The organism is Streptomyces sp. NC-S4, from assembly GCF_054353315.1.
This window is the reverse complement of the sequence record NZ_CM135937.1, coordinates 6,609,059-6,621,580: the sequence shown is the minus strand read 5'-3', so window position 1 is coordinate 6,621,580 and position 12,522 is coordinate 6,609,059. Positions and strand designations below refer to the sequence as shown.

The following is a 12,522-nucleotide window of genomic DNA, read 5'->3' as shown; positions in this document are numbered from 1 at the left end:
CCACCGGATCTACCATCACACCGTGAACCCGACACCACGCCCGCAGCCCCTGGTCATCGGTGACTTCTCGCGCTCCGACGGAGCGCGCCACCCGCATCACCCCGGGACGTACGTGATCAGCGATCCGGCCGAGATCGGCGCGGTGGAGTCGGCGCGGCGACCGGTCGGCGACCGTCCCGTGGACGACACGTTCGAATGCATGTGCCACGAAGACCTGCGCGCGGATCACCACGTGCCGCAGGTGCGGCGCCTGCTCGACCCGCTGTCCCCCGAGGGCATCCCCGCCCGGCACCGCGCGCGGTGGGTGGCCGCCGCGCCCGCGGAACTGCGGGAGTACGCCGGGGCCCTCGCCGCGGGCGAGGAGGAGCCCCGGGCGCCGCACGGGGTGCCGCCGGGGACGCTGTTCGGCTGGCTGGGCGCCGTACGGGACGAGCCCCGGGACGCGGCGTGGCTGCTCGCGGAGCGGGCCCCCGGGCGGCTGCTCGCCGGAACCCCGACGGAGCAACTCGCCTGGGGAGTGCGGGAGACGGACCGGGCCGGCCTGGACGGGGCCGTGCGGTTCTTCGCGAGCGAGGAGTTCACCACCCGGCACCCGAAGCGGCGCCGGGTGCCCGACACCGCGCGGGACCTCCTGCTGCGGCACGCCCGCAGCCACCGTCCCGCGGACCTCCCGGTCCTGGAACGGCGGCTGCTGCGCGCACCGGAGGACCGGATCAGACGGTCCTGATCGCCGGGTCCGAGACGCCCGGCGCGCCGGTCTCCACGTGTCCCGCGAAGCGGCGCAGGAAGGTGGTGTCGGCGTCGGAGACGACCTTCACGTCGTACCAGCTGCCGGAGGCGGCGAGGTCCACCGTGTGGGAGACCGTCGCGCCGGCCGCCACCCTGAGGGTCTGGGTCGCGCCGCCGTAGGTGTTGGTCACCGTGAGGTTGACGGCCGCCGTCCCGGAGTTGGTCAGGGTCAGGGCCAGGTTTCCGGTGGCCGCCGCGTGGCGGGCCGTGACCTCGGGGCCGGCCTTCTTCGCCGGGCCCTTCCAGGTGCGCAGGAAGCCGTTCGGGCCCCACACCGTGAGGTTGATCTGGTTGCCGGTGGAGCTGCTGGTGGACCAGGTGTCGGAGAGGGTCTTGCCCGCCTCGACCGTGTAGGGCCAGGGGCCGTCCGTGCGGTTGCCCGAGGTGCTGTGGAAGTGGGCTCCCAGAGTGGGTCCGGAGGCGAAGGTGAGGGTGAACTTGCCGGTGGAGACGGTGCGGGCGCCGTCCACGTAGGGGTTGTAGCCGAGCGCGCGGGTCGGCTTGGAGCCGGCCTCCTGCGGGGGCAGGGCGCCGGTCGCCGGCGGGGTCGGGTGGTAGGAGGGGTGGCGGTTCTTGTCCGGCGGGACGTACCCGGCCGTGGACGGCAGCGCGGCGGGCGCGGCGTCGGCCCGGGTGAAGTCGAAGGCCGAGGTCAGGTCGCCGCAGACGGCGCGGCGCCACGGGGAGATGTTGGGCTCCTGCACCCCGAAGCGCTTCTCCATGAAGCGGATCACGGAGGTGTGGTCGAAGGTCTCGGAGCAGACGTATCCGCCCTTGCTCCACGGGGAGACCACGATCATCGGGACGCGCGGGCCGAGCCCGTACGGTCCGGCCGCGTAGCCACCGCCACCGGCGTAGAGGTCCTTCGAGACGTCCGCGGTGGACAGGCCCCAGGCCGAGGAGGCGGGCGGGTACGGCGGGACCACGTGGTCGAAGAAGCCGTCGTTCTCGTCGTAGGTGATGAACAGGGCGGTCTTCGCCCAGACCGCCGGGTTCGCGGTCAGCGCGTCCAGGACCTGCGAGATGTACCAGGCGCCGAAGTTCGTCGGCCAGTTCGCGTGCTCGCTGAACGCCTCGGGGGCGGCGATCCAGGAGACCTGGGGCAGCGTGCCGGCCGTCACGTCGGCGCGCAGCCGGTCGAAGTAGCCGCCGCCCGCCTTGACGTTCGTGCCCGTGCGGGCCTTCTCGTACAGGGCGCTGCCGGGCTGGGCGTTGCGGTAGGCGTTGAAGTACAGAAGCGAGTTGTCGCCGTAGTTGCCGCGGAAGGCGTCGTTGATCCAGCCCCAGGAACCGGCGGCGTTCAGGCCGTCGCCGATGTCCTGGTAGACCTTCCAGGAGACCCCGGCGGACTCCAGGCGCTCCGGGTAGGTCTTCCAGCCGTAGCCGGCCTCCTGGTTGCCGAGGACCGGGCCGCCGCCGACCCCGTCGTTGCCCGTGTGGCCCGTCCACATGTAGTAGCGGTTCGGGTCCGTGGCGCCGATGAAGGAGCAGTGGTAGGCGTCGCACACCGTGAAGGCGTCGGCGAGGGCGTAGTGGAACGGGATGTCGTTCCGGGTCATGTACGACATGGTCGTGGCCGTCTTGGCCGGGACCCACTTGTCGTACTTACCATTGTTGTAGGCCTGGTGTCCGCCGGCCCAGTCGTGGTCGAGCCCTTCCAGGAACTGCATGCCGAGGTCCTGGACCTGCGGGTTGAAGGGCAGGACGTCCTTCGTCCCGTTCGACTGGAAGAAGACCGGCTTGCCGTTGTCCTGGAGGACCGGCCGCGGGTCGCCGAAGCCCCGGACGCCCTTCATCGCGCCGAAGTAGTGGTCGAAGGACCGGTTCTCCTGCATCAGGACGACGACGTGCTCGATGTCCTGGATCGTTCCGGTGGTGCCCTGCGCCGGGATGGCGGCGGCCCGCGCGATGCTGTCGTTCAGCATCGTGAGGGCGGCGGTGCCACCGGCTATCTGCAGGAACCTGCGACGGTTGAGTTCTGCCATGGGAGAGACCTCTGCGGGTGAGGGGGGAGTCGAGGGGCGCCCCAAGGACAGCGGCCCCCCGGTACCGGACGGGGATCACCTCGTGACACTGCGCCGTACACCTGGAGAACGAAAGCCTCCCGGACGACCCGCGTACCCCGCGGACGCGATCCGGGCGGTCCCCGTACTCAGGCGGACCGTGCCGCGGGCGGCGCCGGACTGAGCATCCGTACTCAGGCTCCGGCGCGGCCGGCTTGTCATCGTGTGTGCATGTTCATCGAGCCATGTGATCCGCTGCCGCACGCCGGGGCGCCCGCCGCGATACGTGCCGGGATAACCGCCGTCGGCAGCCTGCTGCCCGACGAGGTGCTGTCCTCCGACGCCCTTCAGCGGGAGGTGGCGCACCGCAGTGGGCTGGCGCTGCCGCCGAGGCTGCTGACCCAGGCCACCGGAATCGTCTCCCGCCGTGTCGCGGGCGAGGGCGTGTACGCCTCCACCCTCGCGGTGGGCGCCGCCCGCCGGGCCCTGGCCGCCGCCGGACTCGGTCCGCTCGACGTCGACCTGCTGCTGTTCGCGTCCGCCTCCCGCGACCTGGTCGAGCCCGCCACCGCGCACATCGTGCAGGCCGAACTGGGCTCGCGCGCCCACGCCCTGGACGTCACCAACGCCTGCAACAGCTTCGTCAACGGGATCGACCTCGCCCGCTCCATGATCCTCGCCGGACGGGCACGGCGGGCCCTGGTGGTCACCGGCGAGACGCCGAGCAGGGCCGTGCGCAAGGACCCGGCCGATCTCGCCGAACTGCGCGACGGCTTCGCCGGGTACACCTTCGGCGACGCGGGGGCGGCGGTGGTCGTGGAGGCCGTGGAGCGCGGCGGGATCGTCGACGTGGACACCGAGACCCATTCGGAGCACTGGGAGGTCGGGGGCATCCCGGGCGGCGGATCGCGGCACCCGCGCGGGGACGCGTACACGTACTTCCGCGGCGACGGGCACGAACTGCGGGGCGTCTTCGAGAAGGTGGGCACCGCCGTCATCGACCGGACGCTGCACCGCACGGGCATGGACTGGGACGGTTTCGCCAAGGTGCTGGTGCACCAGGTGACGGTGCCGTACCTGGAGCGGTTCGCGGAACTGACCGGGGTGCCCGCCGGGAAGCTGGTGGTGACGGTGCCCGAGCTCGGCAATGTGGCGAGTGCGAGCATCGGGCTCCAGCTGGACCGGGTCTTCGACGAACTGACCACGGGGGAACGGGTGCTGTTCGTGGGTCTCGGCGGCGGCATCAGCATCATGACGATGGTCTGGGAGAAGTCGTGAGCGCCGCGGCCCCGGCGATGTGGGTGGTCGTGCCCGCGCACGAGGAGGAGGCCCGGCTGGCCGGCACCCTGCGGGCGCTCGCCGCGCAGCGGGACCGGGACTTCACCCTGCTGGTCGTCGACAACGCCTCGACGGACGGTACGGGCGCCGTCGCCCGCGCGTTCGCGGCCGGCGCGCCCTTCCCGGTGGAGGTGATCGAGGAGCCGGAGAAGGGGGTCGGCTCCGCGGTGGACACCGGCTTCCGGTACGCGATCGGCCGCGGCGCGGCCCTGCTCGCCCGCACGGACGCCGACTGCCTGCCCCGGCCCGGCTGGACCGGCGCCGCCCGCAGCGCCCTGCACCGCAGCCCCGGGCTGGTGTGCGGGCGGATCGTGGCCCGCCGCGACGAGCACGGCCCGCTGGGCCGGGCCGGGTTCGTCGCGCTGGTGGCCCTCGCCGCGCTCTTCGGCCGGCTGCGGCCCGGGCACGCCCGGCGCCGCGGCTACCGGGCGCCGTACCGCATGCACGCCGGGAACAACATGGCCATCACGGCCGAGCTGTACCTGGGCGTCGGCGGGATGCCCCGGCGCCCCTCACCGACCGACCGGCTCTTCCTCAACGCGGTACGCCGCCACACCGACCGGATCACGCACTGCCGGGACATGGTCGTGGAGAACTCGACGCGGCGGCTGCGGGCCTACGGGATCGCCGGCACCGCCCGCTGGTACCTCGACCAGGGCAGCGGCACGCACGGAACGGACGACCCCCGCTGATGCTGGACCTCCTCGACCACACGCTGCGCAGCCGCCCCGAGCGGCCCGCCGTACTCACCACCACCCGCGGCGGCGCGCCCCGGGTGCGCGCCACCCGCGGCGAACTCGCCGAGCTGGCCGACGCCTTCGCCGCCGCCCTGCACGCGCGCGGACTGCGCGCCGGGGACACCGTCGGCGTCGCCGTACGCCCCGGGCCGCGCGCCCTGGCCGTCCTGCTCGCGCTGTGGCGGCTCGGGCTGCGCGGGGCGGTACTGGATCCGGGTGCCGGACCCGACGTGCTGCGCGCCCGCCTCGCGCTGGCCCGGCCCGCGCTGGTGCTGGCGGACGCGGCCGCGCAGGCGGTGGCGGGCTGGGCCCGGCCGCTGGCCCGCCGGGCCCGGCTCGCGCTGCCGGACCTGGCCGAGCTGGGGCCGGTGGCCACGGTGGGGCCCCGGCTGCCGGGCTGCGCGCCCGCCCTGGACCTGGGCGCGACCCGCCGGGGCGTGCCCGCGCCCGGTAACGGCGACGGCCTGGATGGGGACGCCGACGCGGTGATCGTGTTCACCTCCGGGACCACCTCGCTGCCGCGGGCCGTCGTCCACACCCGGGCGAGCCTGGCCGCCGGCATGGCCACGGTCTCCGCCCTCTTCGACGCGTGCGGGGACCGGCCGGTGCTCGGCGGCACCTTCTTCGTACTCGTCCCCTCGCTGGCGCGCGGCGCCGCCGTCGCCCTGCCGGCGGGCAACTCCCGGGTGCTGGCCCGCCAGCTGGACCGGCTGCGGCCCGAGGACACCTATCTGACCCCGCCCCGGCTGCGGGACGCGCTGGCCGAGGGCGCCCGCTTCCACGGCCGGGTGTGGACGGGCTCGGCGCCGGCCGGCGCCGGGCTGCTGGAACGCGTACGCGCGGCGGGCGCGGCCGAGGCCTGGGGGGTGTACGCGCTGACCGAGCTGTTCCCGGCCGCAGCGGTCGAGGCGCGGGAGAAGTCCGCGTTCGAGGAGGCCGGGGAGAGCGGGGACCTGGTCGGTGCGCCGCTGCCCGGCGTGCGCGCCGAGCCGGACGGGAGCGGGCAGCTGCTGCTGGCGGGCCCCGCGGCCCGCCACCGCTACCTCGGGGAGGAGCCCGACCCGTGGGTGCGTACGGGCGACCGGGCACGGCTGGACGGCGCGGGCCGCATCGTCCTCGAAGGCCGGAGCAAGGACATGGTCCTGCGCCGGGCGGAGAACATCTACCCGGGGCTGTACGAGCCCGCCCTGCACGTGCCGGGTGTGGAGCTGGCCGTACTCGTCGGGATCCCGGCCGGCGACGGCGACGAACGGCTCGTCGCCGTCGTACAGCCGCGGCGCGGCACGGACGAACGGGCCCTGCGCGCGGCCCTGTCGGAGCCGGTCCGGCGGATGGGCACGGCCCGGCCCGACGCCCTGCTGCTCGCGCGGATCCCGCTGTCGGGACGCTCGCGCAAACCGGACCGGGCGGCGACGGCCGCACTGGCGGCGCGCCGGCTGGGCCCCGCGCGATGACGGCCCGCACCGCCGGGCCGGGGCTCCGCGTCACGGCCGGTTCCGCAGCCGCCCGCCCGGAGCCCTCCACGGCCGCTCCCGCCCGGTCCGCCGATTCCACGGAGGTACACCCCCCGATGAGCACCACCTCCCACGCCCTTGCCCGCCGCCGGGACCGCCTGGTCTATCTGCGCAGCCATCCCCTGCTGTTCGGGCTGCTCGCCGCCACCCGCGGGCGTCCGGTGCGCCGGCTCGGCCGGACCCTGCTGGTGCACGGTCCGGAGGCCTACCGCCAGGCGCTGACCCGGCTGCCGCTCGACCGGACGGCGGCCGGTACGACGGGCGCGGCCGCGCGGACGGCCCTGCGCGACGGCGGGGCGGGGTCCGGGGGCGCGCACGGGGGTGTGCTCTTCGACCAGGAGGGCGGCGGGCACCGGGCGGACCGGCGGGGCCTCGCGGCCGCTCTGGGCGGTGCCGGGGTCGAGGATCTCCGGTCGCTCTGGCGGCCGTTGCTCGTCCGCCGTCTCGCGCCGCTGGACCGGGACGGCGAGGTGGACCTCGTCGACCTCGCGCGGGAGCTCTCCGGGTCGGTGGTGTGCGCCCTGCTGGGGTCCGGCGCCGACCCGCGGGCGGTCGCCGGGGCCGCCGCCGAGGCGGCGGCCGCCTCCGTGCGCAGCCATCTGCCGGGGCCGCGCCGCCCGCGCGCCGAGGCCGCCGCGGCCCGCGCCGCCGACCGGCTCCGCCTGCTCCTGGGGCCCGCCGGCGCCGCCCTGCCGGCGATGGTGGCGGTGGCCGCCGTCAACACCACCGTCGCCGCGCTGCCCCGGGCGGTGGCCTGGTGCGCCGACGCGGGACTGTGGGAGCAGGCGGCGGACGAAGCCCTGCGGCCGGTGCTCGCCGACGAGCTGCTGCGGGTGACCGCGGCCTCGCCGCTGCTGCCCCGGGTGGCCGCGGCGGACGGGGCCGTCGGCGGCTGCCCGGTGCGCGGCGGCGACCGGCTGCTGCTGGTCGCCCGGCACGCGGCCGACGCGCACCGGCGCGACCCGGACGCGCTGCGGCCCGCCGGCCCGGCCGTGGACCGGCTGGTGTTCGGCGCCGGACCGCACGCGTGTCCCGGGGCCCGGCTGGCCCGGGCCCAACTGGCCGATGTCCTGGCCGCGTTGGCCCCGTACCGGCCGGTGGTGACGCGGGCCCGGGTGGACCGGGGGGCGGCGCTGCCGGGCTGGCGCGTACTGACCGTACGGGCCGGGGTCTGCGGGGCCGGGGCGTGATCGCGGTCACGGGCGCGAGCGGCTTCTGCGGCGGGCACGTCGCGCGGGCCGCCGCGGCGGCCGGGGCCGAGGTGGTGTGCCTGGGCCGCAGGCCGGGCCCGGTGGGCACGCACCGCTTCTGGGACGCCGCCGCGCAGTCGCCGGACCTGGCGGGCGTGGACCTGGTGGTGCACTGCGCGGCGGCCGTCGGCGATCCGGCCCCCGGCTCACGCGCCGCCGCGCTGATGCGAGCGGTCAACGTGGACGGCACCGGGCGGCTGCTCGAAGCGGCGGGCGGGCGGCCCGTGGTGTGGGTGAGCAGCGCGAGCGTCTACGATCCGCGGCCGGACCGCGGCCTGGTCGGCGAGGACCACCCGCTCGCGGGGCAGTTGAACGCCTACGGCCGGACGAAGGCGGCGGGCGAGGCCCTGGCGCTGGCCGCCGGGGCGGTCGTACTGCGGCCCCGGGCCGTCTACGGGCCGGGCGACACCACGCTGCTGCCCCGGCTGCTCTCCCGGGTCCGGGCGGGCACCCTGCTGCTGCCCGGCGCGGACGTGACGCTCAGCCTCACCGCGGTGGAGAACCTGGCGCGGGCCTGCCTGGCGGCGGGGGCCTGGGCGCCGGGCGCGTACAACATCGCCGACGGGGAGCCCTACGGCCGCGACGCCGCGATCGGCGCGGTCCTGCGCGCGCACGGCGTCCGGGCCCGGATCCGGCACCTCCCGCTGCCCGTGGCGGCCGCGGCGGCCCGGCTCGCGGAAGCGGTGGCGACGGTGGCCGGGACCGAACCGGCCCTCAGCCGCTACGCGGTGGACCAGCTGGCGCACCCGGTGGTCCTGGACCTCACGCGGGCCCGGGCCCAGGGCTGGGTCCCGCACCGGAACCTGGCGGACCACCTGGCCTCGGTGACGGCGGCCCGGTCGGGGCTCAGCCGCTGACGCCCGCCGGGGCCTGCGCCTTGGCGATGAGCAGGTCGAGCAGCGCGAGCAGGGAGCCGCGGACGTCCGTGCGGGAGCGGGCGTCGAGCATGAGGACGGGCGTGTTCGGATCGCGCAGGTGCAGCGCCGCTCCGATCTCCTCGGCCGTGTAGGGCTGTTCGCCGTGGAAGCAGTTCGCGCCGACCACGAAGGGCAGTCCGCGGCTCTCGAAGAAGTCCACGGCCGGGAAGCTGCGGTCCAGGCGCCGGGTGTCGACCAGCACGATCGCGCCGAGCGCCCCGTTCAGCAGGTCGTCCCACATGAACCAGAAGCGTTCCTGGCCGGGCGTGCCGAAGAGGTAGAGGACCACCCCGGCGTCGGTGAGGGTGAGCCGGCCGAAGTCCATCGCCACGGTGGTCACCGTCTTGGACTCGATGCCGCCGAGATCGTCGACGCCGATGCCGGCGGCCGTCAGCCGCTCCTCCGTGCGCAGCGGCTCGATCTCGGAGATCGTCTCCACCAGGGTCGTCTTCCCGACCCCGAACCCACCGGCGACGAGGATCTTGACCGGGGCCGGTTCCTGCGGGGCGTTCTTGTCATATCCGGGCAAGGCTGTCCCTGATTCTCATGAGCAGGTGGACGTCGGTGGTCTCGGCGACCGCCAGGGGCGGCCGGTGGTGGATCAGCCCGCGGTCGGCGAGCTCGCCGAGGAGCAGCGTCATCGGGGTGAGGCGGATGTGCATCCGCGCCGCGATCTCGGCGACCGCCCGCCCGCCCGGCGGCGCGCACATGGCGAGGATCTCCTGCCACTCGGTGGGCAGGGTCCCGTCCACCTCGCCGTCGGCCGCCGCCGTGATGGTGGTGTCCATGGTGAGGACGGCGTGCGCGGCGGCCGTACGCCCGTCGGTCAGGGCGTACAGCCGCGTGCGGCGGCGGCCCGGGGGCTGCGGCTGTGGCTCGTCCTGCGGCATTACGCGGACGGCTGGCCGCGCTCGGGCGTGCCGAGCCACTCGCCGAGTGCCTGGGCGGTCCGTACGGCCTCGCCGCCCAGCTCCCCGAGCCGTGCCTTGCGGGAGGTCACCACGATGAGCGTGCTGCCCTCGCCGCATCCGACGATGCAGAGGTACCGGTCGTCCATCTCGACCAGTTGGCGGATGACGCGGCCGCCGTCGATCTCGCGGGATATCGCCTTCATCGTGGACGCGATGCCGGAGGCCGCGGCCGCCATGCGCTCGGCCTGGGGCTCGTCGAGCAGGTAGGCGCTGAGCTTGATGCCGTCGTTGGAGAGCAGCACGGCTCCCTGGACGCCGGCGATCCTGCTCAGGTTGTTGTCGAGGACGCTGTAGATCGCGTCGTTGGCTGCCGTGGTGTTCGGTGAGGTGGTCATGGCTGATCCCGTCGGAGCTCTTCTTCCACTGTCTGGGTCCCCTGTTCGTAGTCCGCCCAGGCATCGGCCACCTCTTCGGGTGTCGCGGTGTCGGGCCGGACGACGGTTTCCTGCGCGCGGGGCTCGCGCAGCTGTTCGGCGATGTGGGTCTGCGGGACGCGCTCGGGGAGGGCCGGGCGGACCGCGAGCGCGGGTACGAGCGCGGGCACGGCCGCGGGCGCGGGTGCGGCCGCGGGTGCGGGCGTCTTCGTACGGCGGCTCGGCAGCCCGGCGCTCGTGTGCACGACGGGCTCGGGCTCCGGTGCGGGCGCGACGGCGGGCTCGGGCTCGCCTGCCGCGGAGGCGGCCGGCGCCGGCGCCGGGAGCAGCTCCAGGACCCGGGGCTGCGGCTCGATCTCGCGCGGGGCCTGCGGGTCGGTCGTCACCAGCAGCTGCCTGGGCAGGATCACCACCGCCGACGTGCCCCCGTACACCGAGCGGCGCAGGGTCACCGTCGCGCGGAGCTGGTCGGCGAGGTGCCCGACCACGAAGAGGCCGAGCCGGTGCGCGTTCTGCGCCAGCACGGAGTACGGCGGGGCCTCGTGCAGGCGCCCGTTCATCTCCTCGTAGCGCTCCGGGCTCACGCGCGGTCCGCGGTCCTCGATCTCGACCGACAGCCCGTCCGTCACCAGTTCGGCGCGGATGACCACCTTGGACTTCGGCGGGGAGAACCGGGTGGCGTTGTCCAGCAGCTCCGCGAGCAGGTGGCTGATCTGGCTGATGGCGCTGGGTTCCACGCTGGTCTCGTCCAGGGCCTGCCGCTCGATGCGCCGGAAGTCCTCGACCTCCGCGGCCGCTTCGCGCAGCAGGTCGGCGACGCGCATGGGCTCGGTGTGCGGGTCGGGGACCTCGCCGCCCGCCAGGATGAGGAGGTTCTCGATCTGCCGCCGCATGCCGACCGTCAGCTGGTCCGCCCGCATCAGCTCGGCGAGCAGTGCCTCGTCGTGGCCGAAGGTGTCCTGGAGCTCCTCGGTGAGGCTCAGCTGGCGGCTGACCAGGTTTCCGGTGCGGGAGGCGATACCGGAGGCGAACAGGCCGAATCCGTGGCGCTCGGCGGCGAGCTCGCGGTGTCCGTCGACGGACACCGCGACGGCCCGGGCGAAGGCGTCGCTGATGCGTCCGACCTCGTCCCGGTCCCCGCTCACGGCCGGCAGGGCGTCGGGGTCCACGGTCTGCCCGCGCCGGAGCCGGGCGACGACCTCGGGAAGGGTCTCCTCGGCGACGGTCACGGTGCGTTCGTGCAGGTTCTTCAGGCGGCGGAGCACCGAGCGGGTGGTGAGGACGACCACGATCACGACGGCCAGCAGCCCTCCGGCGCTGCCCCCGATCAGCCAGGCGACCTCGGTCTGCAGCTCGTCGGCCTTGGCCTCGCCGCGGGCGAGCACCGAGCGCGCCAGGTCGATGTTGAGCGTGGTCATCTGCACCGAGAAGTTGGAGTGCGCGGAGGACCAGCCGTTGATGTCGGCGGGCAGCTTGATGCCCGAGGGAATGTCCTTGTGCCCGGAGAGGACCGCGCTCTCGATGCGCGTCTTGGTCTGCCAGTCGGAGGAGCCGACGACCCGGTCGTAGTAGCGCTGGTCCCGGGCCGTCAGGTGCGGCACGATCAGCGCCTCGTGCAGGTACCGCTGGGCGCCCAGGGCACTGACGAACTGGTCGTAGCCGGCGAAGGTCAGTTCCCCGGACGGGCCGGCCAGGGCCAGGACGGTGTCCTCGCGCGCCACCATCTCGGTGGCCTGGAGCATCGACACCACGGGACGGCTCGCCTGGGCGAGTTCGGCGTCCTCGGCGTGGCTGAACTCCTGCTGGTACACCTGGATGACCTTGCCGATCACCTCGGAGTAGTAGGCCAGCGTGCTGTCGGCGGCGCCGCTGCGGAGGTCCGCGCGCTGCCGGTGGACCGCCAGCTTCTCCAGCTGCCGGGTCACCTCGGCGAAGGACCGCGAGGGATCGACCGCCAGCCGGCGGAACTCGGCCGCTGCCAGGTCCGTGGCGTCGCGGCGGGCGCGCAGTTCACCGTCGGCGCCGTCCTTGCCCGCCCACCGGGCGGCGGTGGCCGTCCGTTCGGCCTGCATGTCGACCATGAGCGTGTAGAGCGGGGCGCCGACCTGTTCGGCGGCCGCCACGTCGGACCGCAGCTTGTCCGACTGGGCCAGCAAGCGCTGGGCGCTCACCGTCACCTGGGTGCCCATGGCGAGGGTGGGGACCACCGCCAGCCAGATCAGCAGGGTGCGCAGACGCACGGTGCGCCGCCGACGGGTCGTCGACTGCCGTCGTATGCCTTCGGGTTCTGTGGGAGACATCGGTCCTCGCGAGCGGGGGACGGCGGGAGGCCGATCATAACCAGACATGGCGGAGTTTCGGATAGGTGTCTTCAGGGGCCGAAGCCTGCTAGTTACGGGAAATCATCGCAGGCCAGAGATCGGATCGGAATCGAACCGCGACGTACTCGACACCAAGCCGGGCCCCTTGGGTTCCGGCCGCCGGTCAACCGGTGGCGAGTGGGCCCCGTGCCGTCGCACCGTGCCGAGCGGGTGGTCCGTCAGTTGCACGCCTCGCAGGGCCCCGCAGGAGCGCCCGGCTCGGCTCCACCATCTGCCGGGGGCTCGAAAACCAGTGGAGCAGCGCCGCT

11 protein-coding genes are annotated in these 12,522 nt (G+C 74.8%); 6 read left to right on the top strand and 5 right to left on the bottom strand.

All coding sequences use genetic code 11. From position 1 onward, the window contains the following. The first annotated feature begins 22 nt into the window (after positions 1-22). A complete protein-coding gene (locus ACXNSR_RS29790) occupies positions 23-727 on the top strand; it encodes a hypothetical protein (protein ID WP_458638437.1) in 705 nt (234 codons plus the stop codon). Here the strand turns inward: ACXNSR_RS29790 and ACXNSR_RS29785 are convergent. Further along, the gene (locus ACXNSR_RS29785) at positions 714-2,774 is read right to left on the bottom strand and encodes a phosphocholine-specific phospholipase C (RefSeq protein ID WP_458638436.1); all 2,061 of its coding nucleotides are present in this window, start codon (positions 2,772-2,774) and stop codon (positions 714-716) included. The genes ACXNSR_RS29790 and ACXNSR_RS29785 overlap by 14 nt on opposite strands. 249 nt (positions 2,775-3,023) lie before the next feature. On the opposite strand from ACXNSR_RS29785, the gene ACXNSR_RS29780 reads away from it, so the two are divergent. The 5 genes from ACXNSR_RS29780 (at position 3,024) to ACXNSR_RS29760 (ending at position 8,488) form a co-directional block, all read left to right on the top strand. Further along, complete coding sequence (locus tag ACXNSR_RS29780; RefSeq protein WP_458638435.1) at positions 3,024-4,070, top strand: 3-oxoacyl-ACP synthase III family protein; 1,047 nt, start codon at positions 3,024-3,026, stop codon at positions 4,068-4,070. After that, positions 4,067-4,822 carry a glycosyltransferase family 2 protein gene (locus ACXNSR_RS29775; protein ID WP_458638434.1) on the top strand — a complete coding sequence of 252 codons (756 nt, stop codon included), beginning with the start codon at positions 4,067-4,069 and terminating at the stop codon, positions 4,820-4,822. Before ACXNSR_RS29780 ends, ACXNSR_RS29775 begins: the two co-directional genes overlap by 4 nt. Continuing rightward, a complete protein-coding gene (locus ACXNSR_RS29770) occupies positions 4,822-6,321 on the top strand; it encodes an AMP-binding protein (RefSeq protein WP_458638433.1) in 1,500 nt (499 codons plus the stop codon). The genes ACXNSR_RS29775 and ACXNSR_RS29770 overlap by 1 nt, the downstream gene beginning before the upstream one ends. 116 nt (positions 6,322-6,437) lie before the next feature. Then, a complete protein-coding gene (locus ACXNSR_RS29765; protein WP_458638432.1) occupies positions 6,438-7,571 on the top strand; it encodes a cytochrome P450 in 1,134 nt (377 codons plus the stop codon). Next, positions 7,568-8,488, top strand: coding sequence for an NAD-dependent epimerase/dehydratase family protein (locus ACXNSR_RS29760; protein ID WP_458638431.1), 921 nt, complete (start codon positions 7,568-7,570; stop codon positions 8,486-8,488). Before ACXNSR_RS29765 ends, ACXNSR_RS29760 begins: the two co-directional genes overlap by 4 nt. On the opposite strand, the gene ACXNSR_RS29755 is transcribed toward ACXNSR_RS29760, so the two are convergent. Genes ACXNSR_RS29755 through ACXNSR_RS29740 form a run of 4 tightly spaced genes read right to left on the bottom strand, consistent with a single transcriptional unit; the run spans position 8,478 to position 12,193 of the window. After that, entirely contained in the window at positions 8,478-9,077 is a 600-nt protein-coding gene (locus ACXNSR_RS29755) for a GTP-binding protein (RefSeq protein ID WP_458638430.1), read from the bottom strand. The two genes, ACXNSR_RS29760 and ACXNSR_RS29755, sit on opposite strands and share 11 nt — an antisense overlap. Next, positions 9,064-9,438 carry a DUF742 domain-containing protein gene (locus ACXNSR_RS29750; RefSeq protein WP_458638429.1) on the bottom strand — a complete coding sequence of 125 codons (375 nt, stop codon included), beginning with the start codon at positions 9,436-9,438 and terminating at the stop codon, positions 9,064-9,066. Before ACXNSR_RS29750 ends, ACXNSR_RS29755 begins: the two co-directional genes overlap by 14 nt. Next, positions 9,438-9,854 (bottom strand): roadblock/LC7 domain-containing protein, encoded by a 417-nt coding sequence (locus tag ACXNSR_RS29745; protein ID WP_202199133.1) that lies wholly within the window; start codon positions 9,852-9,854, stop codon positions 9,438-9,440. Before ACXNSR_RS29745 ends, ACXNSR_RS29750 begins: the two co-directional genes overlap by 1 nt. Next, positions 9,851-12,193, bottom strand: a complete 2,343-nt coding sequence (locus ACXNSR_RS29740) for a sensor histidine kinase (protein ID WP_458638428.1) — start codon at positions 12,191-12,193, stop codon at positions 9,851-9,853. Before ACXNSR_RS29740 ends, ACXNSR_RS29745 begins: the two co-directional genes overlap by 4 nt. Between the last annotated feature and the right edge of the window lie 329 nt (positions 12,194-12,522).